Source organism: Ruegeria sp. AG6 (genome assembly GCF_056541565.1).
The window spans coordinates 165,769-191,356 of sequence record NZ_JBQFYQ010000007.1; the positions used below are offsets into that span (position 1 = coordinate 165,769).

24 protein-coding genes and 2 tRNA genes are annotated in these 25,588 nt (G+C 56.8%); 10 read left to right on the plus strand and 16 right to left on the minus strand.

Features of this window, described 5'->3' with window-relative positions:
- Positions 1-111: 111 nt before the first annotated feature.
- From ACR0I0_RS15125 to cobO, 5 genes are all read left to right on the plus strand, one after another.
- Positions 112-552, plus strand: a complete 441-nt coding sequence (locus tag ACR0I0_RS15125; protein WP_480492073.1) for a 6,7-dimethyl-8-ribityllumazine synthase — start codon at positions 112-114, stop codon at positions 550-552.
- Positions 553-670: 118 nt separating this feature from the next.
- Positions 671-1,771: a chorismate synthase gene (gene aroC, locus ACR0I0_RS15130; RefSeq protein ID WP_171724765.1), complete on the plus strand. Its 1,101-nt coding sequence runs from the start codon at positions 671-673 to the stop codon at positions 1,769-1,771.
- On the plus strand, positions 1,755-2,417 hold the full coding sequence (locus ACR0I0_RS15135) for an HD domain-containing protein (RefSeq protein ID WP_371732305.1): 663 nt from the start codon (positions 1,755-1,757) through the stop codon (positions 2,415-2,417). The genes aroC and ACR0I0_RS15135 overlap by 17 nt, the downstream gene beginning before the upstream one ends.
- Before the next feature lie 45 nt (positions 2,418-2,462).
- A complete protein-coding gene (locus ACR0I0_RS15140) occupies positions 2,463-3,398 on the plus strand; it encodes a DMT family transporter (RefSeq protein ID WP_480492075.1) in 936 nt (311 codons plus the stop codon).
- A gap of 56 nt (positions 3,399-3,454) precedes the next feature.
- Positions 3,455-4,054: a cob(I)yrinic acid a,c-diamide adenosyltransferase gene (gene cobO, locus ACR0I0_RS15145; RefSeq protein ID WP_171638445.1), complete on the plus strand. Its 600-nt coding sequence runs from the start codon at positions 3,455-3,457 to the stop codon at positions 4,052-4,054.
- Positions 4,055-4,128: 74 nt separating this feature from the next.
- On the opposite strand, the gene arsB is transcribed toward cobO, so the two are convergent.
- The 4 genes from arsB to ACR0I0_RS15165 are packed head-to-tail and all read right to left on the minus strand — an operon-like array spanning position 4,129 to position 8,229.
- Positions 4,129-5,148 carry an ACR3 family arsenite efflux transporter gene (gene arsB, locus ACR0I0_RS15150; RefSeq protein WP_480492077.1) on the minus strand — a complete coding sequence of 340 codons (1,020 nt, stop codon included), beginning with the start codon at positions 5,146-5,148 and terminating at the stop codon, positions 4,129-4,131.
- Positions 5,145-6,410, minus strand: a complete 1,266-nt coding sequence (arsJ, locus tag ACR0I0_RS15155) for an organoarsenical effux MFS transporter ArsJ (RefSeq protein WP_480492079.1) — start codon at positions 6,408-6,410, stop codon at positions 5,145-5,147. Before arsJ ends, arsB begins: the two co-directional genes overlap by 4 nt.
- A complete protein-coding gene (locus ACR0I0_RS15160) occupies positions 6,407-7,405 on the minus strand; it encodes an ArsJ-associated glyceraldehyde-3-phosphate dehydrogenase (RefSeq protein WP_171724769.1) in 999 nt (332 codons plus the stop codon). Before ACR0I0_RS15160 ends, arsJ begins: the two co-directional genes overlap by 4 nt.
- Positions 7,402-8,229, minus strand: a complete 828-nt coding sequence (locus ACR0I0_RS15165; RefSeq protein ID WP_480486273.1) for an arsenate reductase/protein-tyrosine-phosphatase family protein — start codon at positions 8,227-8,229, stop codon at positions 7,402-7,404. Before ACR0I0_RS15165 ends, ACR0I0_RS15160 begins: the two co-directional genes overlap by 4 nt.
- A 235-nt stretch (positions 8,230-8,464) precedes the next feature.
- Between ACR0I0_RS15165 and ACR0I0_RS15170 the strand changes: the two genes are divergently transcribed.
- A tRNA-Thr gene (locus ACR0I0_RS15170) sits at positions 8,465-8,540 on the plus strand.
- Between the two features lie 62 nt (positions 8,541-8,602).
- Here the strand turns inward: ACR0I0_RS15170 and dxs are convergent.
- The 6 genes from dxs to ACR0I0_RS15200 all read right to left on the minus strand — a co-directional run bounded on the left by dxs (position 8,603) and on the right by ACR0I0_RS15200 (position 13,859).
- Positions 8,603-10,531 carry a 1-deoxy-D-xylulose-5-phosphate synthase gene (gene dxs / locus ACR0I0_RS15175; protein ID WP_171638434.1) on the minus strand — a complete coding sequence of 643 codons (1,929 nt, stop codon included), beginning with the start codon at positions 10,529-10,531 and terminating at the stop codon, positions 8,603-8,605.
- A 16-nt stretch (positions 10,532-10,547) separates the two neighbouring features.
- Complete coding sequence (locus ACR0I0_RS15180) at positions 10,548-11,414, minus strand: polyprenyl synthetase family protein (RefSeq protein ID WP_480492081.1); 867 nt, start codon at positions 11,412-11,414, stop codon at positions 10,548-10,550.
- Positions 11,415-11,657 carry an exodeoxyribonuclease VII small subunit gene (locus ACR0I0_RS15185; protein ID WP_152459693.1) on the minus strand — a complete coding sequence of 81 codons (243 nt, stop codon included), beginning with the start codon at positions 11,655-11,657 and terminating at the stop codon, positions 11,415-11,417. It lies immediately after the preceding gene.
- Positions 11,654-12,580 (minus strand): histone deacetylase family protein, encoded by a 927-nt coding sequence (locus tag ACR0I0_RS15190; protein ID WP_210093597.1) that lies wholly within the window; start codon positions 12,578-12,580, stop codon positions 11,654-11,656. Before ACR0I0_RS15190 ends, ACR0I0_RS15185 begins: the two co-directional genes overlap by 4 nt.
- 68 nt (positions 12,581-12,648) lie before the next feature.
- Positions 12,649-13,350, minus strand: coding sequence for a response regulator (locus ACR0I0_RS15195; RefSeq protein WP_171724773.1), 702 nt, complete (start codon positions 13,348-13,350; stop codon positions 12,649-12,651).
- Positions 13,347-13,859, minus strand: a complete 513-nt coding sequence (locus ACR0I0_RS15200) for a MarR family winged helix-turn-helix transcriptional regulator (RefSeq protein WP_171638426.1) — start codon at positions 13,857-13,859, stop codon at positions 13,347-13,349. The genes ACR0I0_RS15195 and ACR0I0_RS15200 overlap by 4 nt, the downstream gene beginning before the upstream one ends.
- Before the next feature lie 161 nt (positions 13,860-14,020).
- On the opposite strand from ACR0I0_RS15200, the gene ACR0I0_RS15205 reads away from it, so the two are divergent.
- The 3 genes from ACR0I0_RS15205 (at position 14,021) to ACR0I0_RS15215 (ending at position 16,423) form a co-directional block, all read left to right on the plus strand.
- Positions 14,021-14,887, plus strand: a complete 867-nt coding sequence (locus ACR0I0_RS15205) for a branched-chain amino acid aminotransferase (RefSeq protein ID WP_171638424.1) — start codon at positions 14,021-14,023, stop codon at positions 14,885-14,887.
- 108 nt (positions 14,888-14,995) lie between these two features.
- Positions 14,996-15,946 (plus strand): AraC family transcriptional regulator, encoded by a 951-nt coding sequence (locus tag ACR0I0_RS15210; protein ID WP_171638422.1) that lies wholly within the window; start codon positions 14,996-14,998, stop codon positions 15,944-15,946.
- Positions 15,947-16,057: 111 nt separating this feature from the next.
- Positions 16,058-16,423, plus strand: coding sequence for an SPW repeat domain-containing protein (locus tag ACR0I0_RS15215; protein ID WP_152459687.1), 366 nt, complete (start codon positions 16,058-16,060; stop codon positions 16,421-16,423).
- Positions 16,424-16,680: 257 nt separating this feature from the next.
- Here the strand turns inward: ACR0I0_RS15215 and ACR0I0_RS15220 are convergent, their stop codons facing one another.
- The 5 genes from ACR0I0_RS15220 to ACR0I0_RS15240 all read right to left on the minus strand — a co-directional run bounded on the left by ACR0I0_RS15220 (position 16,681) and on the right by ACR0I0_RS15240 (position 24,765).
- Entirely contained in the window at positions 16,681-17,982 is a 1,302-nt protein-coding gene (locus ACR0I0_RS15220; protein WP_171638420.1) for an adenylate/guanylate cyclase domain-containing protein, read from the minus strand.
- Between the two features lie 178 nt (positions 17,983-18,160).
- Positions 18,161-19,351, minus strand: coding sequence for an acyl-CoA dehydratase activase-related protein (locus ACR0I0_RS15225; RefSeq protein WP_171724776.1), 1,191 nt, complete (start codon positions 19,349-19,351; stop codon positions 18,161-18,163).
- A complete protein-coding gene (locus ACR0I0_RS15230) occupies positions 19,302-21,437 on the minus strand; it encodes a BadF/BadG/BcrA/BcrD ATPase family protein (protein WP_480486260.1) in 2,136 nt (711 codons plus the stop codon). The genes ACR0I0_RS15225 and ACR0I0_RS15230 overlap by 50 nt, the downstream gene beginning before the upstream one ends.
- Entirely contained in the window at positions 21,434-22,945 is a 1,512-nt protein-coding gene (locus ACR0I0_RS15235) for a hypothetical protein (protein WP_480492084.1), read from the minus strand. The genes ACR0I0_RS15230 and ACR0I0_RS15235 overlap by 4 nt, the downstream gene beginning before the upstream one ends.
- Positions 22,946-23,097: 152 nt before the next feature.
- Positions 23,098-24,765, minus strand: coding sequence for an amidohydrolase family protein (locus ACR0I0_RS15240; RefSeq protein WP_480492086.1), 1,668 nt, complete (start codon positions 24,763-24,765; stop codon positions 23,098-23,100).
- A 310-nt stretch (positions 24,766-25,075) separates the two neighbouring features.
- Between ACR0I0_RS15240 and ACR0I0_RS15245 the strand changes: the two genes are divergently transcribed.
- A complete protein-coding gene (locus ACR0I0_RS15245) occupies positions 25,076-25,369 on the plus strand; it encodes a hypothetical protein (protein ID WP_480492088.1) in 294 nt (97 codons plus the stop codon).
- A gap of 128 nt (positions 25,370-25,497) precedes the next feature.
- On the opposite strand, the gene ACR0I0_RS15250 is transcribed toward ACR0I0_RS15245, so the two are convergent.
- Positions 25,498-25,574, minus strand: a tRNA-Met gene (locus tag ACR0I0_RS15250).
- Positions 25,575-25,588 lie beyond the last annotated feature (14 nt).

Consider the following 25,588-nt stretch of genomic DNA (forward strand, 5'->3'; position numbering starts at 1 on the left):
CCGGTGAACCGGCGCGCCTGCTCGTGATCGCCTTGGGTGACGTGTCATGCCGGGCTGGCAGCAAAGGTTTTCGCGACCGCCAGCAGGCCACCGAACTGAAAGGAGATCACGATGACACACACCCGCTATGCTTTTGTCAAAGCCAACTGGCATTCCGACATCGTCGACCGCGCGCTGGACGGGTTTCTTGAACTGATCCCGGCCGATCAGGTCGATGTTTTCGACGTTCCCGGCGCGTTCGAGATGCCGCTGCTGGCCCGCGATCTGGCCCAAACCGGCCGCTACGCGGCTGTCGCCTGCGCCGCATTTGTCGTGGATGGCGGCATTTACCGGCACGACTTCGTGGCGCAGGCCGTCGTGGACGGGTTGATGCGCGCCGGCATGGATACCGGCGTACCGGTCCTGTCCGTCTCCCTGACGCCGCACCAGTATCAGGAAACCGACCATCACAACGCCATCTACCGCGCGCATTTTGTTGAGAAAGGCCGCCAAGCCGCACAAGCTGCGCTGAAAATCACAGCGACCCGAACGGCGCTGACGCAGGCCGCCTGATCTTCATCTTCTCAAAACTACTCATTCGCGCCACCACAAGGTGGCGCGCACCAATTCGCAAATCCCCTTGAGGCTCACGGCGCTCCCCGCTAATCACGATCCCAAAGGAGCCCGCCCCATGTCGATGAACAGTTTTGGCCATCTATTCCGTGTCACCACCTGGGGTGAAAGCCATGGACCCGCCTTGGGTGCCACTGTTGACGGCTGTCCGCCGGGTGTCGCGATCGACAAGACCATGATCCAGCACTGGCTGGACAAGCGCAAACCGGGGCAGAACAAGTTCACCACCCAGCGGCGCGAACCCGATCAGGTGAAAATCCTGTCTGGTGTGTTCGAAGGGCAGACCACCGGAACGCCTGTGCAACTGATGATCGAGAACACCGATCAGCGCTCGAAAGACTATGGCGATATCATGGAAAAGTTCCGCCCGGGGCACGCCGATATCACCTATTGGCAGAAGTACGGGATCCGGGATTATCGCGGCGGCGGGCGGAGTTCTGCACGCGAAACAGCATCACGTGTTGCTGCGGGTGGATTGGCGCGTGAGGCGATCAAACAGATTGCGCCCAACGTGCAGATCACCGGATACATGACCCAGATCGGGCCGCATAAGATCGAGCGCGACAATTTCGACTGGTCCCAGATCGAGCAGAACCCGTTCTGGACACCGGATGCGCAAGCCGCCGAGAAGTGGGCCACCTATCTGGACGATCTGCGCAAGTCCGGCAACTCGGTTGGCGCAATTGTCGAAGTTGTGGCGCGCGGCGTGCCCGCAGGGCTTGGCGCGCCGGTTTATGCCAAGTTAGACACTGATCTAGCCGCTGCGATGATGTCGATCAACGCGGTGAAAGGCGTCGAAATCGGCGAAGGCATGGCCGCGGCTGAACTGACGGGCGAGGCCAACGCGGATGAGATTTTCATGGGCCAGAATGGCCCACAATACAGCTCGAACCATGCGGGCGGGATTCTGGGCGGCATCTCAACCGGACAGGACATCGTCGTGCGCTTTGCGGTCAAGCCGACCTCGTCTATTCTGACCACACGCAAAACCATCACCAAATCAGGCGAAGAGACCGAGATCATCACCAAGGGCCGTCACGACCCTTGTGTTGGTATTCGCGCGGTCCCGGTAGGAGAGGCGATGATGGCCTGCGTGATCCTCGACCACCTGCTCTTGCATCGCGGCCAGATCGGAGAGAACCGTGGACGGATCGGCTGATCTGCGCTCCCGCCTGCGGGCTGTGGTCGCACATCGCATGGAAACGGATCCGGCCCATGATCTGGCCCATCTGGATCGTGTTTGGACCAACGCCCGGGCCATCGCAGATGATCAAACCGATATGTCCGTGCTGCTGGCCGCAAGTTACCTGCACGATCTTGTGAATCTGCCCAAGGACGATCCCGCCCGGCATCTTGCCTCGCGCAGATCCGCAGCTGAATCAGAGCCTATTCTTAAGGAAATCGGGTTTGAGGCCGATCAGGTCCGTGCGATCCAGCACGCGATCGAAGCCCATAGTTTTTCGGCCGATATCCCCCCTGAAACGATCGAGGCACGCATTCTGCGCGATGCGGACCGCCTTGACGCCCTAGGCGCCATCGGTATCGCCCGCAACTTTTCCGTTTCCGGAGCCTTGGGGCGTACTCTTTACGATCCGGCGGACCCTTTTGCCCAAGCCCGGCCACTGGATGACCTTCATTTCTCGCTCGACCACTGGAAGGTGAAACTTCTGCGCCTGCCAGGTGACATGTTGACCGAAACCGGAAGGCGGATTGCAGAACAACGCACCGCTCGCATGATCCGCTTTCTTGAAGAATTCGCCGAAGAGATCGGCTGTTCCTTGCCGCAATCCTGGGTGAATTGCTGAATCCACCCGTTGATCTTTGCCCGTCAAAGACGCAGGTTCGCGCCGATGACAAAACCCTTAACTTCGCATCGACCTCTGCTTGCCGTAACGCTGAAGCTGTGCGCCTTGTTCCTGTTCACGTCGATGTCCGCGCTGGTCAAAGCACTTTCAGATGAATTCCCGCCGGGCCAATTGGTGTTTTTCCGGTCCCTGTTCGCAATCCCCGTGATCATTCTTTGGCTCATCGCGCGGGGGGAGTTGTCGAAAGGCTTTGTGGTCAAGAAACCCATGGGCCATTTCTGGCGCGGTGTTCTGGGGACAAGCGCCATGGGTCTTACCTTTACCGGCCTCAGCCTGTTGCCCCTGCCGGAAGTTACTGCCATCGGCTATGCGACACCGATCTTCACCCTGATTCTGGCCGCCGTCATGCTGGGCGAACGGATTCGGCTTATCCGTATCGGCGCTGTGGCTTTGGGTCTGCTGGGCGTCCTGATCATGATATGGCCACGTATTGGCACCACCAAGATGGAACTCGCCGCCACCATCGGCGCGTTATGCGTGTTGGGCGCAACCCTCGCCCGTGCCTTCGTTCAGATCCATATCCGGCAATTGGTCAAGGTCGATCACCCTGCGGCCATCGTGTTCTATTTCTCGATGACCGCGACGCTCCTGTCCGCTCTGACAGCATTCTGGGGATGGACGATGCCCACCTGGAATCAGGCTCTGATCATGGTCATGATGGGCCTGATCGGCGGCGTCGCGCAGATTTTGGTCACATCTTCCTATCGGTTTGGCCAGGCCTCGATGCTGGCGCCTTATGACTATGCAACCATGCTTTTTGCGATCGTGATCGGCTATGTCTGGTTCGACGAACTGCCAACGCTTGCAATCCTGATCGGGGCCGCGCTGGTGATTGCAGGCAATGTTGTCGTCATCTGGCGCGAACACCAGTTGGGGCTGGAGCGCGGCAAGGTCCGGTCGGTTACAGACCCCAAAGCATGACTTTACCTTTTGCAATCTTCCCCTAGGTTGGGCCGAACAGTCAAAGAGGTTCCCAAATGAGCGACGCGCAGGATCACAAGGAAAAGATGCAGAAGGTGCAGGCCCAGCACCGCAAGAAAGTGTCCGAGGCCGTGGATCCAGGCCGCGGTCTGGTCCTGATCAATACCGGCAAGGGCAAGGGCAAGTCCTCGGCCGCGTTCGGCGTGGTCATTCGTGCCTTGGGCTGGGGCCAGAAGGTTGCTGTGGTGCAGTTCATCAAGGGCAAGTGGAAAACCGGCGAGCGCCGTTTCTTCGAAGAGCGCGATCTGGTGACATGGCATACGATGGGCGAAGGTTTTACCTGGGACACACAGGACCGGGAACGCGATATTGCGGCTGCCAATGCCGCCTTTGACAAGGCCCGCGCCCTGATGTCCAGCGGCGAATACGATCTGGTTGTGCTGGACGAGATCAACATCGCCCTGCGTTACGAATACCTGTCGGTCGAACAGGTCATCGAAGGTTTGAACACGCGTTCGGAAAAGACCAGCGTATTCCTGACTGGTCGCGACGCGCCGAACGCGCTGCGTGACTATGCTGATCTGGTCACGGAAATGACCGAGGAGAAACACCCGTTCCAAGCGGGCATCAAAGCACAGCGCGGCGTGGATTTCTGAAGCAACGTTGCTGCAAGGCTGGCGGTGCATAGCCGCCAGTTCCGATTATCGCCCTGCTGCGTTGACCGATTCTGTCATGTCGCAGGTTCCGGGAAACGCTGGCGTGTTCGGTTGGCGAAAGCCACAAGCGACAGCATCACCGGTACTTCGACCAGGACCCCCACGACCGTCGCCAGTGCCGCGCCGGAATGAAGACCGAACAAGCTGATTGCGACGGCAACGGCCAGTTCAAAAAAGTTCGATGTCCCGATCATGGCACAGGGCGCTGCGATCCGGTGGGGAACCTTCAGCGCATAAGCGGCGCCATAGGCAATGGCAAAAATCCCATAGCTTTGGATCAGAATGGGAACGGCGATCAGAACGATGACCGTAGGTTTCGCCAGAATGGTCTGACCTTGCAGGCCGAACAAGATGACCACGGTTGCAATCAATCCCATGACGGACCACAGTTTCACCCGCGAAGAAAAGGCTTCTATCGCTTGTTTAGAGCCTAATCTGCGACGGGTGATCAACCCGGCGACAAGCGGCAGCACCACATAAAGGACCGTGGCCAAAACCAAAGTCTGCCACGGCACTTCGATGTCGGTGACATCCAGCAAAAAGGCCGCGATCGGCGCAAATGCCACGACCATGATCAGATCGTTGACCGAGACCTGAACCAGCGTGTAAGTCGCGTCGCCTCTGGTAAGCTGCGACCACACAAACACCATGGCGGTGCAAGGGGCGGCCCCCAGCAGGATCAGACCGGCAGTGTATTGCGCGGCATCTTCGGGCGCGATCCAGGGTGCGAAGACATAGTCGAAAAACAGGACGGCCAGCAGTGCCATGGTGAAAGGCTTTATCAGCCAGTTCACTACCAGCGTCACAATCAGACCACGTGGCTGGCGGGCGATTCCGGCAACTGCGCCGAAATCGACGTTGACCATCATCGGGTAAACCATTGCCCAGATCAGCACCGCCACCACCAGATTGACGCTGGCGATTTCGGCGCTTGCCACCAGGTGCACCAGCCCCGGCGCGGCCAGCCCGATCAGGACGCCACCGATCATCGCAAGTGCAACCCAGATCGTGAGATACCGTTCAAAAATGCTCATGACAGCGCCTCAGTCGTTTGATCCGTAAGTTTGCCAGAGGTCAGCGCGGCAAGCCCGACCATCACGGCCGCCGTGCCCAGCACCATGGGCAGCCCTCCGACCTGATAGGTCAGGCCAGACAAGACGGTGCCGGCCAACCGCCCCGTCGCATTTGCCATGTAGTAAAAGCCGACATCCATCGTCACACGCTCGGACCGGGTGAAGGCAAGAATCAGATAGGAATGCAGCGATGAGTTGACCGCGAAGATCGCACCAAAGACCAAAAGCCCGGCGACCAGCGTCAGGGTCAGCCAGGTCTCGGGCCCATTTGACAGCAAAACTGCCAGTGTCAGAGCCGCAGGAACACAGAACAGGATCGCCGCCCAGTTGCGTGCGGCACGGATCAGATCACCTTCGGTTCGATCTGACGCACGAAGAATCCTTGGCGCGTTGGCCTGCACGGCGCCATAGAGGATGATCCACACCGCCATGAATGTTCCGATCATGAAGAACGCGGCCCGCTTGCCCTCTTCGGTGCCATCTGAAAGAACAGCATAGAAATAGATCGGGATGCCGACCACGAACCAGACGTCCCGCGCGCCGAACAGGAAGACACGCGCCGCGGACAACCAGTTCACATTTGCGGATTTTGAAAAAACCTCAGAGAACTTTGCGCCCTTGCGCCCCTTCGGCAGGCCCGCTGGCATGAACAGCATCACCGCGACCAGGATCACCGCCAGAACGGCGGCCATGGCAAGCACTGCCGGAAGGAAGCCCAGTGTTGCAAGCATGGCGGCACCCAACAGGAATCCCAGCCCTTTGACCGCGTTTTTCGAACCCGTCAGAACCGCAACCCATCGAAACAACGCGCCTCCTTCGGAAGGAGCCAGCAATTTGACCGCCGATTTCGAAGACATCTTGGCCAGATCCTTGGCTACTCCACTGGCCCCTTGCACGATCATGACAAAAGTGACCGAAGCCGCGACGGTCCAGTTCGGGTTAAGCTGCGTCATGGCGAGCAACGCGACGATCTGCACCCCCAGCCCAGCATAGAGGGTCGAGGTCAACCCGAACCGTGCGGCGATCCAACCGGCGGACAGGTTGGTGACAATCCCGGCGATTTCATAAAGCACAAACAGATAGGCAAGCTGCACCGGTGAAAAGCCCAGGGTGTGAAAGTGCAACAGCACCAACATCCTGAGCGCCCCGTCGGTCAGCATGAAGGCCCAATAGGCAGCCGTGACCGCGATATAAGCCGACAGTCCTTCGGGGCGTTGCGTCACAATGATGCCCCGACCATCAGCGCGACATCCACCAGCCGATGCGCATAACCCATCTCGTTGTCGTACCACGCATAGATTTTCACCTGCGTCCCGTTCACAACCATGGTCGAGGGCGCATCGATGATCGAAGAGCGTTCGTCATTGGTGTAATCGGTGGACACCAGCGGGCGCGTCTCATAGCCCAGAATGCCCTTCAGTTCGCCTTCGGCAGCGGTTTTGAAGAAGGCGTTGACCTCTTCAACCGTGGTTTCACGCTCAACCTCGAACACGCAATCGGTCAACGAGGCGTTCAGCAACGGCACCCGAACCGCATGGCCGTTCAGACGACCTTTGAGTTCCGGATAGATCAGAGTGATGGCCGTGGCCGACCCGGTCGTGGTCGGGATCAAAGAGTTCAGGGCAGAGCGAGCGCGCCTGAGATCCTTGGCAGGCCGATCCACAATTGTCTGCGTGTTGGTTACGTCGTGAATCGTCGTCATTGATCCATGGCGGATGCCCAGGTTTTCGTGAACTACCTTCACGACAGGCGCAAGACAGTTTGTCGTGCACGAGGCCGCCGTCACGATCCTGTGCGCCGCGGGGTCGTAGGTTCCGTCATTCACACCCATGACGATATTGGCCGTCGGCCCGTCCTTGACCGGAGCAGAGACAACAACCTTCTTCACCCCAGCGTCAAAATACGGTGCCAGCTTCGCTTCGGTCTTGAACACGCCGGTGCAGTCGATCACCACGTCAACACCGTCCAGCGGCAACGCGCTCAGGTCTTTTGTGCCAACGAACGGCAGGCGGGTACCGTTGACCGTGATGCTGTCTGCATCATGGTCGAATTCCGCCTCCCAGCGCCCATGCACGGTGTCGAACTCCAGCAGATGCGCATGCATCTCGGGATCACCGACGGCATCGTTGATCCAGGCTATCTTTGCGCCTTTTTCAAGCAAGGGCTTCAGGGCCAGTTTTCCCATACGGCCAAGGCCGTTTAGTGCGTAGGTGGTCATTTCGTTTCCTCGATAGGCGTACGCCCGATTTCATCGACGGCGGATTGCAATGCGATCCGGTCAAGGCTTTCGACCGGCAATGACGAAAAGGCCTGAATCCGGCGCTTCAGTGCACCATAGGCGGTTTGAAAGGCCAGGCTTTTCTCGGCGTCGGTACCTTCGGCCTTGACCGGATCTTCCACGCCCCAATGGCCACTTATCGGTTGACCCTCCCAAGCCGGGCATTCCTCGTTGGCGGCCTGATTGCAGACAGTAAAGACAAAATCCATGACGGGCGCGTCCGGCGCCGAAAACTCGGACAGATTCTTCGGCCGCAGGCCCGAGATATCGAGCCCCTTGTCGTGCAGAATCTGCACCGCAAAGGGATTGAGTTCTGAACTGGGCCGCGTCCCGGCCGAATAGACGTTGAACCGGTCGCCGCCGATCTGTCGCAGCAAGGATTCGGCAAAAATCGAACGGGCCGAGTTGCCGGAACAAATGAACAGCACATTGACCTTTCGGTTCGTCGCGGTGTCTTTGGGAAAGGGCATGCAGATATCCGGACGGCCACGGCAGCAATCCACGATCAGGAAATCCAGCATCTGCTGCACAGTTTTCATTTCAATCGAATAGAGCAGAGACGTCCCGGATCGTTCCTGTTTCACCAATCCCGACCGCTGCAATGCATTCAGGTAGTTCGACATGGTACTGGGTTTGATATCCAGCTCCGCTGCCAGCTCGCCCGCGGGAACCCTGTCAGGAAACCGTCGCATCAACATGCGAAACACGGTGATGCGCTGCGGGTGGCCAAGGATGGTAAACTGGTCGATTATCTTTTCTATCATATTTCATGAATTATTAAAATAAAGAAGATGGGTCAATTTTATTCCGCATCGTCACAAAAAATTCACGGATCAGAGCGCCAATTTGAAAGACTGGCCGCAGGCTTTCGGTTCACAACTCGAGGCCCAGCCGTGCTGAGCAACGTCAAAACGGTTACGACCGGGCTTGCAGGCGCCAGACTGACGGTTTAAACGAAGCTTCGCATCCGGTCATAATCAGTTCCATATGACCTAAGGTGCCGCTGTAGCTCAGCTGGTAGAGCACGTCATTCGTAATGATGGGGTCGGGGGTTCGAGTCCCTTCAGCGGCACCAGATATATCCAGGTCAAACGGAATTCGGCCCTCGCAACCTCCGCTGCCCTGCCGACTGGCGCGCTAAGCGCGTTTCTCTCCGATCGAGGCAACACCCAGAACGTCCAGAACTTTCGCTTCGATATGCTCGGCATTCATGCCGGCCACCGCATACATGTCCGCGGGGCTGGCTTGATCGATGAAAATATCCGGCAAAACCATCGAACGGTATTTCAACCCCCGATCAAATACACCTTCATCTGCCAAAAGTTGAGCGACATGGCTGCCAAAACCGCCAACGGCCCCTTCTTCTATGGTGATCAACGCCTCGTGGCGGGATACCAGATCCAGGATCAGGTCACGGTCAAGAGGTTTGGCAAAACGAGCATCGGCAATCGTGGGCGTTATGCCTTTGGCTGAAAGGGATTCCGCCGCCTTCTGAACCTCTGCCAGACGTGTACCGAATGAAAGCAAAGCCACCCGCGCACCTTCCCGGATAACGCGGCCCTTGCCGATCTCCAGAACCTCGCCGCGTTCGGGCAAGTCCACCCCGACACCTTCGCCGCGCGGATAGCGGAACGCAATGGGGCCTTCGTCATGCGCGGCGGCGGTCGCCACCATATGCATCAGCTCGGCCTCGTCTGCGGCAGCCATGACGACCATACCGGGCAGGTTGGCCAAATAGGCAATGTCGAACGACCCCGCATGGGTGGCGCCGTCAGCCCCGACCAAACCTGCCCGGTCGATTGCAAAACGTACGGGCAGGCGCTGAATCGCCACGTCATGTACCACCTGGTCGTAACCACGCTGCAGAAAGGTCGAATACATTGCGCAAAACGGCTTCATTCCTCCTGCGGCAAGCGCAGCCGAAAACGTCACGCCGTGCTGTTCGGCAATCGCCACATCAAAGCAACGTGACGGATAGCGCTCGGCGAACAGGTTGAGGCCAGTTCCGTCGGGCATCGCAGCAGTCACGGCAACGATCTTGTCGTCACGCGCGGCCTCATCCACCAGCGCCTTGCCGAATACAGACGTATAAGAGGGCGCGTTTGAAGGTGCCTTCTTTTGCTCCCCAGTAACCACATCGAACTTGGCCGTGGCATGGCCTTTGTCGCGGGCCTGTTCGGCGGGGGCATACCCCTTGCCTTTTTTCGTCAATACATGGATCAGAATCGGCCCGGTTGCCCGTGCTTTGACCGTGCGCAGAACAGGCAGCAGCTGGTCCATGTCATGGCCATCTATCGGGCCGAGATAGGAAAACCCAAGCTCTTCGAACAGCGTGCCGCCCACCGCCATGCCTTTCAGCATCTCCTTGGCGCGCTTGGCACCCTCCCGGAATGGCTCGGGCAGCAATGAGACAGCGCCTTTTGCAGCAGCTTTCAGATCGTGAAACGGTTCTTCGGAATAGATACGCGATAAATAGCTGGACAACGCACCAACTGGCGGCGCGATGCTCATCTCGTTGTCGTTCAGAATGACGATCAGACGCTTTTTCAGGTGGCCTGCATTGTTCATCGCCTCAAAGGCCATGCCCGCAGACATCGAACCATCGCCGATCACCGCAATTGCGTCGCCCAGCCCTTCGGGCGTGACACCACCCAGATCCCGTGCGACAGCAAAACCCAAAGCAGCGCTGATCGACGTGCTGGAATGCGCAGCGCCAAATGGGTCATAGGGGCTTTCGCTGCGCTTGGTGAAACCGCTGAGGCCATCCTTCATGCGCAATGTGCGGATGCGATCACGTCGTTCGGTCAGGATTTTGTGCGGATAACACTGATGACCCACATCCCAGATGATCTTGTCTCGGGGCGTGTCAAACACAGCGTGCAACGCGGTGGTCAGTTCAACGACACCCAAGCCGGCCCCCAAGTGCCCGCCGGTCACGGCAACCGCCGAAATTGTTTCGGCCCGCAACTCCTGTGCGACCTGGTGCAGCTGCGCGTCCGAGAACTGCTTGAGATCCGCTGGGCGGTTCACAAGATCCAGCAAGGGCGTATTGGGGCGGTCAGACATGTGTCGCGTTCCTGGCTTAGCTGTCCCGGGCAATAACGAAGCGGGCGGCTTCCTTCAAGGTTTCCGCCCTCGGACCAAACCCGTCCAAAGCGGCGCAGGCCTGATCCACAAGTTCACTTGCGCGGGCTTTGGCAGCAGGCAGACCCAAAAGCGAAACAAAAGTGGCTTTCCCTGCCTCGGTATCCTTTTGCAATCGCTTGCCCGCCTTTTGGGCATCGCCTTCGATATCAAGGATGTCATCTGCGATCTGAAAAGCAAGACCCATTGCCCGGGCATATCGGCGCAACGGGTCAGGATCGGATCGGGCCATAACGGCGCCAACGCAGGCAGACCACTCGATCAGGGCGCCCGTCTTGCCGGCCTGAAGACGCGTGATTTCGTCCAGCGTCAGCGGATTGGCGGCCGTTTCCGCCGCAATGTCCAGCGCCTGTCCCAGCACCATACCTTGTGCGCCGCTGGCTTTGGCCAGGGTCAGGGCAAGGTCTGCGCGAATGTCTGCGGACCCAACCTGCGAACAGGTGCAAAGTTCAAAAGCAAGCGTCTGAAGGGCATCCCCGGCCAGAACAGCCGTGCCCTCATCCCACTCTACGTGAACGGTGGGCCGCCCGCGGCGCAGGTCATCGTCATCCATGCAGGGCAGGTCGTCATGCACCAGGGAATAAGCGTGCAGCGCCTCTATGGCCGTGGCCGGCCAGATCGCCCGGTCTTCTTCAACACCGTGCAGTCGGGCACTTTCCAATGCTAGAAACCCGCGCAGCCGCTTTCCGCCTCGGGTGGCATATGCCATGGCCCGGGTTACATCCACGTCTGCAAACGCGCCCAAAACCAGATCAAAATGGCTTTGAATGCTGGCAGCATCCTGCGTAAGTCTTTCGGGGAACATTCACATACCTTCGACAGGCGTCGTACCGGTCGGCTGACCACTGGCGTCCAGAGTGATCGCTGCGACTTTTTCTTCCGCGCGCTTCAACTCCTCCTCGCACCGCTTTTTCAGCGCCGCGCCGCGTTCGTACAGCGCAATTGATTGATCCAGCGCGACATCGCCACGTTCCAGCTGGCCGACTACGGCTTCAAGCTCTTTCATCGCCTGTTCGAATGTCATCTGGTCTACGGGAGTCTGGGTCATCGGGCTGCCTTTATCAATTCTTCCACATGGGCGCGTGTGGCCTGGGCCAGTGCGTTCAGATCATACCCGCCTTCCAGAGTCGAGACGATACGACCGTCGCAAACCTCGTCGGCAATCCTGCACAGCTCTGCGGTGATCCAGGCGAAGTCATCAGTGGCCCAGTTCAGATTGGCCAGCGGGTCGTCCTGATGGGCGTCGAACCCGGCGGAAATGATGATCAGTTCCGGCCTGAAGGCCCGCAAGCGCGGAAAGGCCTTCGTTTCATAGGCGGCACGCATCTCGACGCCGCCACTGCCGGGCGCCAGAGGGATGTTGAGAACCGTATCATGAACACCCGTTTCCTCGGGCCGGCCCGATCCGGGCCACAAAGGCATCTGCTGGCTGGTTATCACCAATGCCCGCGCTTCATCCCACAACAGGTCTTGGGTTCCATTGCCGTGATGCACGTCAAAGTCGACCACGGCCACACGATTCAAGCCGTGATGGTCCAGCGCGTGTTTCGCCGCCAATGCTGCATTTCCAAACAGGCAGAAGCCCATGGCCGTTTCGGTTTCCGCATGGTGCCCCGGCGGGCGAATGGCACAGAACGCGTTCGATGCTTCACCGCCCAAAACCAGATCAACGGCCCGCACCGCCGCACCCGCCGCGCGGTATGCTGCGTCCACCGATCCCGGAGACAGGAACGTATCCCCGTCGATCTGGGCGAACCCGTCCGCAGGGCGCGCGGCCCGAATGTCGCGGATATAGCTCTCGGGGTGAATGCGCAGAAGATCGTCATCCGCAGCCAGCGGAGCCGTCACCCGCTTCAGCTCCAGCGCTTCCAATGCATGCAATATATGCTCCAGCCGCGCCACCCGTTCCGGGTGCCCGTCAGGTGTCACATGGCCCAGACAATCGGCGTGGGTCAAAAGGGCGGTTGTCATTGGGATCCCATCTTCATCTGGCTACAAATATCCTCGCCGAAGGCCAAAAAACGCCGCGCAGCGGCATCTCAATCCGGCGCAAGCATATACCCCGCGCCCCGCACAGTCTGCAAATAGCGTGGCTGCTTGGGGTCCTGTTCGATTTTGCGTCGAAGGCGCGTGATTTGCACATCCACCGCGCGCTCCTGCGCCTGACCCTTGTCGCGGCCCAGATCCTCGACCAGCTTGGCGCGGCTGATGGGCTCTCCGGGCTGGGCCGAGAATATCTTCATCAACTGGCTTTCGGTTGCGGTCAGACGGACCGGGTCTTCGCCCTGCCACATCTCACCGCGTTCAATGTCATAGCGGATGGGCCCGAGGTTCAGGATCTTCGCCGCGGATTCTTCTGCCGGTGTCTCCGGCATCCGGCGCAGGATCGCGTTGATCCGCAACAGCAGCTCTTTCGGCTCGAACGGTTTTGCCAGGTAATCATCCGCCCCGGCCTCGAGGCCCGCGATCCGGTGTTCCGTCTCGCCCTTTGCTGTCAGCAGCAGGATCGGTGTCGTATGCGTTTCCCGCAAAGCGCGGGTCAGACTGACACCATCCTCGCCCGGCATCATCACGTCCATGACGATCATGTCGAAATCCAACCCCGACAATACGCGCCGCGCGTGGGCCGCATCCCGTGCCGCAGTAACCAAAAACCCGTTTCGCATCAAAAACTTCTTGAGCAGATCACGAATGCGCTCGTCGTCGTCAACAATCAGCAGATGGGCATCCATATCGCTCATGTGGTCGTATCCCGAAGTTTCGTATAGGCATGACGCATATCAGCATCCATCATTGCTTCAAGCACTTTGCGAAATCCGGCCACGGCTTCGGGACCGGCATCCTTGTAGGCGGCGCGCATTCTTGCCCGCTGAGCATCCGACAACGTGGTTTCCAGCGACTGCCCCTTTTCTGTCAGAAATAGGTGGCGTTCGCGTTTGTCCACTGTACCCACGCGGCTTTCCACCAAACCATCCTCGATCAAGGTTCGCAAAACCCTGTTCAGAGACTGTTTTGTCACGCCAAGGATGGCCAACAAATTGTTGACCGTCGTGCCCGGCGCGCGGTTGATGAAGTGGATTGCCCGGTGGTGGGCGCGGCCATAGGCCATCTCTGCGAGGATGCGGTCGGGATCAGCCGTAAAGCCACGATAGGCGAAGAACATGGCCTCGATCCCCTGCCTCAATTGCTCATCGGTCAAAAACAAAAGGCTCTCGCCCCCATAACGCGGGGCCGGACGGACGTCGGACATATCATGCCTCATTCGTTACTACCGGGGCCGAGTTTATGTCAGCGTTATTGACATTCCAAGAGTAGAGCGGTATCGAATTGCAGTTTTTGCGCAATATTGTGTCCGCACCGGACCTAAATCGCGCAACAATCGAAAACTCAACCCGGTTCAGGAGGTTTCGCATGGCGGGGTATGATGATCGTGATGGCACCATTTGGATGGATGGCAAGCTGGTGCCCTGGCGTGAGGCCAATGTGCACATTCTGACCCACGCAATGCACTATGCGTCATCGGTATTCGAAGGCGAGCGCGCATACAACGGTAAGATCTTCAAAAGCCGCGAACATTCCCAGCGTCTGATCGCCTCGGCCGAAGCGCTGGACATGCCGATGCCTTATTCGGTTGATGAAATCGAAGCTGCGAAGGAAGAAGCGCTGAAAGCCAGCGGTTTGCAGGACGCATATGTGCGGGCGTTGGTCTGGCGTGGCTCGGGCGAGGATATGGGCGTGGCCTCGGCGCGCAATCCGGTGCGCATGGCCATCGCAGTCTGGCCTTGGGGCGCCTATTACGGCGATGCCAAGTTGCAGGGCGCCAAGCTGGACATCGCCGAATGGAAACGCCCCAGCCCGGAAACCATTCCAGTCCATGCCAAGGCCGCGGGTCTTTACATGATTTGCACCATATCCAAGCACAAGGCCGAGGCCAAAGGATGCTCGGACGCATTGTTCATGGACTGGCGCGGTTATGTCGCCGAGGCCACCGGCGCAAACGTGTTTTTCGTCAAGGATGGCGAGGTGCACACCCCGCTGGCAGACTGCTTCCTGAACGGCATCACCCGCCAGACGGTGATCCAGATGTTGAAAGACAAGGGCATCACCGTGCATGAGCGCCGCATCAAGCCCGAAGAAATGGCTGACTTCGAACAGTGCTGGCTGACCGGCACCGCGGCCGAGGTCACGCCTGTCGGACAGATCGGCGAATATACATTCGAGGTCGGCGACCTGACCCGCCAAATCGCCGAAGATTACGAGAAACTGGTTCGCTCGTAAGACATTGCCCCCGCTTTGTCGGGGGCCTTTTTGTTGCCAAACGTGCAATTTTTTGTGCAAACCGTTCGGCCATCTGGACGGATTGCACAGATTGCGTATCTTCGGCACATGTTGGACCTTCTCAGCGATATTCTCACCCGCCTTTCCCTGCGCGGCACGTTTTACTTTCGCACGTCATTCACTCCGCCCTTCGGAATTCAGGTGCCGGGGTTCGAAAACGTGGCGCGGTTTCATTTTGTGCAGCGTGGTGAGCTGAAGGTTCATGTCTCGACCACGGGCGAAACGCTGCGGTTGAGGCAGGGGGACCTGATCCTGATCCCCCACGGGGCGCCACACGCATTGCTCTGCGCCGAGGTCAAGCCGTTGGACGCATTGCCTCTGGAGCAGGTGCTGGAGCGCGCGGGCTACTCGGGCGAAGGCGTGCTGGTCTATGGCGGTGATGACGAGGAACGGGATACACAGCTGATCTGCGGTCATTTCTCTTTTTCCGGCCCGGCCGGCCGAAACGGCACCGGGCATATGCTGATCGACCGCCTACCGCCCTATATCCTGATCGAGAATTATGGCGAAGAGGCCGGATCGTGGATGGAAGCCACCCTGCGCATGATCGGCTCTGAGGTTTCAGGCGCAAAAATCGGTGGCGACCTGATCGCGCTGAAACTGTCCGAGGCCCTGTTCGCACAGGCGATCCGGGCCTATCTGGAGCGTCAGAGCCCGCAGGATTCCGCATTGGCAGGATTTGCTGATCAGCGCATCTCGCGGGCCTTGACCGCGTTCCACCAGGCCCCGGCCAAGGACTGGAGCGTCGCGTCTTTGGCACGTGTGGCGGGTATGTCGCGCACTGCCTTTGCTCAGCGTTTTGCTGAAAAGATGGACACTACGCCGATGCAGTACCTCACGGATTGGCGGATGCAAATCGCGTGCCACGGCCTGACCGAGGCAAGATGGAACGTTGCAGATGCAGCGGCCGAGGTCGGGTATGCCTCCGAGGCGGCTTTCTCACGCGTGTTCAAGAAACAGGTTGGGCTGTCACCGGCTGCGTACCGGGCGATGCATTGACCCCCCAGGTTTTTTGAACGATCTGCATGGTATTAGAGACGATCAGGAATTCAGCGTTCGGCTTGGGCGTCCTACCTTCCCTTTATCATTGATTGAGAAAAGGAAGATCTGATGTCCCTGCGTTTCGTTACCCGCTCTGTCCATGCTTACCTCGACTACCCCGTCGCCATTGCCCTCATGACGTTGCCGTTCCTGTTGGGATTGGGCCAATCCAACCCCCTGGCCCTGTGGCTGTCGGTTGTCACCGGTGTTGCTGCGTTTGTTCTGACTGTACTGACGGATCACCACCTTGGGATTTGGCGGGTCCTTCCCTACAAGTTCCATCTGGCCGTAGACTTGATTGTCGGCATCACATTCCTGTTTGCACCCAGCGTCCTGGGGTTCTCAGGACTGGATGCGGTGTTTTATTGGCTGAACGGCGCGGCCGTGGTGCTTGTCATCTCGCTCAGCGCGCCCGAGCAGGAAGTTGCCGCATAAAACCGCTGACCACGGTTGTCCCAGTTTCACCGTAAAGCGCCAAGGTCCGAGCCGCCGGGGTTTTCATCCGGCGGCTCGTTTTTGAAAAAGCGGCCGGGCTTCAAAGGAATGCTCTCACTGTCACAACAGGCCATCCGGCTGCGGCTCGCAGCTGCCTCCGCGTGATCTGTTGTTTCAACTGACCCAGGTTCGCCCCATTCCAGTCACTGATTGAACCCGCACTGACATTGGCACGTTTCACCGAGAAGATAAGGTTTTCAGCCTTTGATGAGCCGCTCGGACGAGTGTGACGTTGCAGGTTTGTCGTGGACCTTCAGCAGCCAATACGGTTGGATTTCGCCATTTCCCTTGATATTGATAACCTCTCGTCTCTCGCAATCTACATATTCGGCTATCTCGTCTCTTACTTCGGGTGAGATTTGAACGCGCCCGGGTTCTCCGGTGCTTTCCATTCTTGAGGCGATGTTGACTGTATCACCCCAAACGTCAAAAAACGGTTTGTCGCCGCCGATTACACCTGCGATTACCGGGCCTTTGTGAATTCCGACCCGCAGGGACACCTTTGGATGCAGTTTGTCTGTCACCTGCTCGACCGTCGCAATCATATCAATCGCCAACGCAGCCATGCGAACAGAATCCGGTTGCCTCTCTTTGACCGAGGGGTCCAAACCACCTGCAACCATGTAACTGTCACCGATGGTTTTGATTTTCTCCAGCTTGTAGCTCAAAACCAGTTCATCGAATGCTGAGAACACGGAGCCCAGCAATTTGACCGTCGCCCTTGCCCCATTGGCGGCCGCGAATTCAGAAAATCCAGACAAATCAGAAAACAGAATTGTGGCGTCATCAATTCTTTCAGCGATTAACCTGTCCGGGTGCGCTTTGATGCGCCTTGCAATGCGCGAAGGCAAAAGAACATTTATCAGCCGCTCGGAAACAGCAAATTCCCTTTCCAAAGCATCTTCGTATCGATCTATTGCGGCATTTGCAGAATAGGAGGTGAAAAAAAGCGCCGAGACGATTCCCAAAATCAATACAATGAAAATAACATCTTGAGGCTGCCTTACAAATCCGTCCCGATATGACTGCGCAATAATATCCCAAATCGTTTCGCCGGGCGGTATATGCAAAGGAACGACAAGCGATATGTAAATAAACAAAGCTGCGCTGAGGATCGTTATCAAAGTGATCCAGCGCCAATATGCGGCCCCTAGAAAATAAAAAAGCAAGGGCGGGCCGACCAGCAAGACCAGATGATCTTCACCGTTTTTGCCGACGCTGATGTCATGGGCCAGAAACAGGAATAACCACACTGTAAAATAAGCGACTTTGACCTCAAGGCCGAAGCGATCCAACGTCATAGTCAAAAGTGCCGCGAAGCCAAGACCAAAGTTTACCCATGCGAGATATCTCCAGTCTGGTCCAAGTTGGAACTGGTAGAAAGCTGTGAAACCGAACCCAAGCGACGCAATAAAGGCTGCAACGTTAACAACTTGCATTTTTCGTCTTATTTTTCCATCGTCGATCGGATTTTCAGAGTCCACAATGTGTTTCAGCAAAGCATCGCCCCCGCGCCAGCTCTATGCAAAATATCCCTCAAATCCCTTTCTTAGTCGATAAGCCACAGGTTGTTTGTTCAGAAGCTACTTTCGCGTCGCGACGCCAACACAGCCTGAACCGCTTTTGGCCTCGCGCCCGCAAACGGGTGCCGTACTGCCCTGAAAATCGGCCGTTGGATCAAGTTGGCAACAACAATTCAGGTGGTGCTGTTTTCAGGGCCTCCAGTTTGCTCTGAATGATATTCGGCGATTTCTGTTCCAGATAGTAAGCAATGGTTTCCACGCGAATTCGGACAGAGCCGGCAGGTTTCGTCTCATCGAGATCCTGAAACACAAAGAAAAGCGTTCCAAGCGCTTCGGTAATTTCCTGGACTGGTGAATAAGTCGGCTGGTCCATTCCGCATTCATAGCTTGAAAACCGGATTGAACAGGTTATCCACGGCATAATAGATCCATAGCGTGCAGCCCAGAGAAGTTCGTTGGTGTTTGCACTGTGAGACGTTTTCCAAATATCCGAAATGTCAAAAGGGCTTTGAATTCGGCCAGCTTTGATCAGATCGCCGTATAACCAATCCAGTATCTCTGCGTCCAATGGCAGGTACTGACCCCAGAGGATCGGATAACCAAAGGCCTGCAACTCACTTTCAATGGCGTGGCCAATTCCGGTGTCCATGTGGTAGGGGCGGCCCAAGGCCAGGATGCAAGGCCGATGTTGTGTGGCGCACTCGGACAGTACCGCCAGACTTTGCCGCCGCAGACTCTGATCAAACTCTTGAAGGGCGTCATAAGCTTTGGAAACCGCAGCGCGCAGTTCAGCCAAGCGCAAGTCGGTGATTACGCCCTTCAGGGCATCGTACAGCTGCCGGGTCGCAATTTGTGGGTCTGCCAAGGATACGGCGGGCGAAAGATAATGTACGCCCACTTCCTTGAACACGTCCTTTTCTCGCCGAAATCCGGCTCGTGTACTTTCGGGGCCGGCAATAACGCGCGGGCAGGCCATGTTTTCCCGAACATGACCCCGCAAAAAGGATGGGACAGTCAGGATTATGGGAACGAACAGGATATCAATGGGGCGCTTTTGCCCGTCCAGCAATTCACCATAATGGCCGGACATGCACTTGACGGGGTAACAGCAATCAACAGCACCACGCCCTTTTCCGAATTTCAGCTGTTGTGCTTCTGATGTGTCCGACGAATAGACGATATTGCGGCGATTGATTCCCAGTTCAACGAACAATGTCGTCCAAAACCTGTGCGTCGACCACTGGTTCAGGACCCGAGGGATGCCGATCCGAAAATCCCGCTTGGGTGGTTTGGACTTAGCGAAAGGCGCCTTCGCGAACGCTTTCTGCAATATTTGGATTGGCATTCGCTTCCTCGTCGATTTGCTTTTTTCGCGCTTTCATCTCGGCTGCGTCTTCAATCAACCCTTTCGAGCAAGAATTGCCGGTAATCACCCGCTCCCACCCTTCCGCCAGAGGGACCTTGCTGTTTGCCCGGCCACGGCCGCCGGGGATCTGAACATCCACAAAGGCCCGGCTACAGTTCATCGCACACCACTTGCAGGTGGTTTTGCTGTTGGTTGTACTGACATATTCCAACTCTTCGATGCGGTCGTGCCCGACGAAGCGGGACGTTTGCCCGGTGTTCACATGTTCGAGCGCCAGAAGGGCGGCGCCCAAAGCGCCAGCCTCGCCAGCATGAGGGTGCACGGTAATTTCCGCGTCAGGAATTTTACCCCTGATGAAATCGATCTGGGCTTTGACGACGGCCAGGTTTCGATGTGTTCCACCTTGCAGGACAAACTTCCTGCCGATGGCCTTGAGGTTCTGAAACTGCCCGGCATAGACCCAAACATTCAGGGGCAGGACCGCAGCAAGGCTTGCCATGATTTCTTCTGCCGCCCACCCTTTGCGTTGCTGGTTCACGATGTCGGACTGAAGGAACACGCCGCACCCCATCATCAGTTTCGGCATCCGCTTGGCGCTGAAGGCTTTTTCGGCGTAATCCTCAAGCCGGACATCATAGCGTTCGGCAACGCCTTGAAGAAACGCCCCATTGCCGGAAGAACATTGGGAATTGAGCCGAAAATCGACGACCGCTTTCTGCCGCAACAGCATGATTTTGACATCGGTCCCACCGACGTCGCATATCGCGTCTGCGTCGGGATGTATGTGCATGGCTGCAGCCGCGTGTGCGACCGTCTCAACCACTGGCACGTCCGCCCCCAAAATATCCTTCAGCAGATCTTTCCCGTACCCCGTCAGGCCAAGAGCGCCGATATCCTCGATCCCTGCATCGCGCAACTTGCGGAAAACGGACTTGGCGTCTTCGATCGGGTTTCCCTGACTATGCTGATAAACCGAAGCCTTAATTTCAGCGTCGCAGTCCAACGCCACCGCCTTGACCGTAGTGCTGCCGAAATCGCACCCGACATAATATGTCTCGGCCACAACGGGCTGGGGCATCTGGATCACTGGTTGCGTAAAATCCTCCAGGAACCGGACGAGTTCACCGTTCCGGGCCAAGGCCTCTTGCCCGGTCTTGGCCTTTTCACCGTGTTGGCCTGTTTCCACCCACCATTTCAGGCCATCCGTGCCGGAATAGGCCCGGGATACATTTTGTTCCCGACGAGATATCTCGACGCAACCAAGGCTTGCATAGTACAAGGCATCGCCGGGAACCAGGATTGCATCGGTGACGCTCTGTCCTGCTTCCAATACGACATTGCGCTCGTCCCAGAGCGCGGCCAAATGGCTTGCCCAAGCCTGCTGAAGACCTTGAAAGAACATGTTCGGCCCACCCAGCAAAAGCACTGATGGTGTGGGGGTGTTGCCTTTTGTCAAAGTCGCCAGGTTCTGCCGCACGACTGCGTCAAACAAGCTTGCGATGATTTCGGTCTTAGGAACTCCGGCCTTGACCAGACTGTTTGCGTCCGTCTCTGCAAAGATCCCACATTTGGCGCTGATCCGATGAAGGGTTTGTCCATCGAATGGCAGAGTGGTCAGCTCGTCCGGGGAGATGTTCAGTTTTCGTGCGGACTTTTCGATAAAGGTGCCCGTACCGCCGCTGCACGCTGATTGCATATAGACCTGCTTGGCCTTGCCTGCGGTAGTTGGTGTGAAGAACAACGTCTTCATGTCTTCACCGCCAATTTCAGACACGAAATGCACATCCGGATGCAACGCTTCGACGGCGGCGGCGACGGCGACAACCTCCTGGATTTGCCGCGCGTTCACATGATCTGCCAGTGTCCCTGCCCCGGATCCTGTAAACGTGACGACATCGCGACCGGCGGTCAGGCCGGCCTCCAGCTCCATCTGCGACAGCAGTTCAAGGGTTTTCTCGGCCTGGCGTGTTTTGTGACGACCATAGGCTTTCCAGATGACTTCGCCATCTTCCACCACGACGCCTTTTACAGTTGTCGATCCAATATCTACCCCAGCGAATTTCACAACGTGGTATTTCCCAGCTCAAGCACGACATTGGATGCCGTACCCACGGCGCCGCGATGGGGAACTTTCCAAAATGGCGTGTTGACCTTGGGATGCTCTTTGACGCGCTTTCTGGCCTCGTCCGCAGTCAACCCGGCGGCGGCAAGAGCAGATTCAAATTCCTCATGCGCGCGGATCTTGGCGTCTGCCAGCACCATCTGGCACCGCGACAAAGCGTGTACGTCGCTGTCCCCTTTTACCTCGATTGGGGCATAGAGCATGTCCGGATACCGGCCCTGTACGGCCGCCATTGCGCCGATGCTCATTGTGTTGGGAAGGCAGCCATAGGGCGACAGCTCGCAAATCATATGTGCCTTTCGCTGGGTATGCGCCCAGATCGCCTTGGCGATCAGCAAATCACCCTCGCCCCCGTTGATCATGTTGTCAAAAAACGGAGCCGCCAATTTGCCCAGCTTGGTCTGATCGGGCATCGGACGCGGAACACTCCCCAGCATCCGGCGCATCTGATCGTATTTGAACCTGAAAAAGCGCTGCCCAAGTTTCAACAGAACATAATTCTGACGCGCTTTTTCTTTTATCCCGAAACCCAGCTCCAGCTTTTGTCCGCCATACCGCATCAGGTAATCGAACCATACGACCATCGGCGCCGGCTGAACTTCGGCGCCTTCGCCTTCAAGCCATTTGTGCATATTGTAGTTCTGCACCCCTTCGGCGGTGGCCAGATAGAACTCGCCGGTGATCTTGACCATGGGCTTGACCCTCAAGCGATCAAGCTGGATGTCTTCAAAATGGCCGCGCGCACGCCTCATGGCCTTCAGGAAGCGTCTGGTCGTCGCATGCCACAGGACTGATCCCCATTTCGGCATGTGTTTCGGCCTGCTCAACATGACGTCGTATATCTCGGAAACCGCCTTCTGAGCCGCCCGGTTGGTCGCGCCTTGCTCCAGCTCATAGGGCCGCAGCTGGTATTCCAGATCCTGAATGGCATCCGCTGCCATCATGCCCAAGGCCGTGCTCAGCAGCAGGTGAATATCAGTCTGCAAACCGGCGTCTTTGCCTTTCGACTGATCGATTTCATGCTGCTGAACCAGGAACATCCTGAACGCCTCGAGCCCCAAGTTCTTCAGCGCAAGCTCATAGCTTTGGTGATATTGACCGAAACGGCAGGCTCCGCAGGCCCCGGCGGTCACATAAACATATTTTTCGGCCACTTCGTCAGCCCCGATGGCCTCGGCTTCGTTTCTGAGGAAACTCGACAAGTTGCCCGTCGTGAAAGCTGTGGGGCAGCACTGTCCGACATCCGCCAGTTCACGTCCCAGGTACAAGTCTTCAACTGTCACATCAGGCAGGCGCTGCGCATTGTAGCCCGCGCTTTTGAACAGGCCTTCCAGCAGTTTTTCGGCGCGCCACGTAACCCCACCAAACAACAGGGTGACATCCTTGCGCTGATCCGCAGTAAAAGGACGAGGTTCGTAAGCCCTATAAGACTCTTCCAAAATACGACTCATAAAAATACCCCCCAACCAACATAACATGTATTTACAATGCACAATATATTATTCAGAGATCGCCTCAGGTATTGGGAGTCCGTGTGAAACAGGACCATCGGAAATTCAGGTTGTCATGGACGCCGGTCAGGCACTCTCAGCCTGGAAATCCATCAAATACCCAGGAATTTTTTTGCATTTCCTTCAAAGAAGTTAGGTGCACAAGGACTGATCTGTGGATCGCTGAAGAACTTGTCAAATTCGATCAGGTATTCACGGGTTCTGCCGACCATCAGGGGCATCGCCCAATCCGTTCCAAAACACACTTTGTCCCGGAAATGGTGCGGTGCGTTCTTGGTTCTCTTGGCCACTAGTACTGATTTCAATCGCTGAAATATCTTTGGCTTGAGCTTTGAATCCAGAATTCCCAAAAAATGACCCAAGCCAAGATAGACATTGTCGAATTCCTCAACCAAGCGAATAGCACGATAGGCAAATGTTTGGTCAAAATTGTTGGTTGCTGCCCATCCCATCCAATCTACTTCTTTTGCGCCACCACCATGAGCCAGGAACAACCAAAGGTCCTGGGCATTGTGGGTCTCCATCGCGTGCTTCCACAACTCTGGATCGGAATAGACGCCGTAACCTTTCTCCACCTCAAACCCCATCGGGCTGCAATGGGCAAACAAACGCAGGTTGTGGCTGGAGAAATGGCGAATGATGTCACCCATCTTGGCCTGTGCCATCGGGTAGGGCGCAGGGTTCTGCGCTTTTTCTTTGTACTTGTCCAGACTTCGCCCAGGGGCGACCGGGGTCTGGTAGCCGCGCATATCGATCGGCCGGATCCCCAAGGGCGGATAGATTTTGTATCCCGTTATCCCTAGTGCAACGCCTGAATCGACAATCTGTTTCCAGTTCCCGCCTCGAAACGGGTCAACTGCCCCAAAATTGATCAATTCATTCGGGTTCTCAGCTGCGAGTGACTGCATCCGGTCCATTTGTTCGGTGAAGTCAAAATACGGCGGTAGGAATCCGGGCATCCAAAATTCCTTGAGCTTGTCGAAGGCACGGCGCATATCCAGCAGGATACCCACGAAAAGGCTGGCTTCCGGGTCGCTCGGCTGACCATTCTCCTTAAAATCCCTCTTGAGCGCTTTGAACCGGTTTCGCTCGGACAAGGTCATGATGACAAAGAACTCAAGCAACTGAAAGATAATGCCGATTTGACCGATTGGAATGTCGACGGCACGAAAGCCGGCATCAGATCCAGGTTTGTACAACTCACCCGGCCGCATGTGTTCAGCTTCATGAAAGAAATCTCGTTCTGCCGCTTTTTGACCAGCGACCCTGAAGGCCTCGGCCAGAAAACGGTCCAGCAAATCAGGGTCCGTGCCACTGTCTCCAAAGACGGACCTTTCAGAAATTCTGTCGCCGCCCACAAGCTGAACACCTATTGGGAGGTCACCCGCCCTTGAATAGTTGATATCACGGTCAATATCGTTCAGGGCTCGGATCAGCTCCTCTATGTCCTTCCAATCTTGGTGGCTGGGGTTGGGAGTCGATTGATACTCTCTGATCTTCTCGCGAACTGGATGTGCAATGGCCCGCATAAGCCGGTCCACATCGTGATCGAGCAACGCGTCGATCAAATCGTCCTGGTCAGGTTCTTCCGTCGCAAGTTTGCTAAAGTCACTCATGCGGGTCAAACGAACCGCCAGAAAGGCCAACCCAAGCGAAAACCAATACAGTGAAGTGAACGAGTAGAAGATACTGTGCAACGGCAAATATCGCGCCGTGAACAGGTGGGTGTGCATGTCAATAAAGGTGTTTTTGTCAGTCATATTTTTGGCTCCACGAAATAAATTCAGCCGGGAATTTTCTGTTTTCGTATGACTTTGCTGTCAAAAACCGGAAATGGCTTTTGGCCTTAATCTGCTGAGTTTAAGGTTTTTCGAAAATTTTTGCAATTTTCAGCCCCGGCAACCCGCTTCACCAAATCCAAGTTGAGCAGGGCATTTTGCGGTCAGTCCATGTGAGGTGTTGGCAGAGTTCTCAACACCTTTACCGCATCCGGCCATCGCCGATTGGTCCGCTATCGCATGGGAGATGTAGAAGCGTTCGAGATCGCGCGTCTTCAGGAGGTGGTTACAAATGACTGGTAACTGGAAGCCCATCGAATTTGCGACCATTGCTGCACTGGCCCGGATGAATCTGCAAGTTTTACTGGCCGAATGGTTGCCAGATGGCCGGATCATTGGGCGCGAATGGGTGGCGCCGAATCCCACCTGCGCAGATCGGTCGCGGGGTTCGTTTCGGATCAATCTCGACAGCGGACTGTGGGCAGACTTCGCGACGGGTGAAAAAGGCGGGGATGCCATCAGCCTTTTTGCCTATCTGAACGAGGTGCAGCAAGGTAGACCACACGTGCGCTGGCTCGGCGCCTAGCCTTTGTTGCACATTCACCACAGGACGACTCCGCTCCTGATGCTTCCACAGTGCTTCCAGCGGGGTTGGCACAAATTGCAACACCGCCTTGAGGCGGTGCGTAACATACTGTTTTATGTAGGTAATATTGGTTGCGGGAGTAGGATTTGAACCTACGACCTTCAGGTTATGAGCCTGACGAGCTACCGGGCTGCTCCATCCCGCGACAGTTTTTGTGAC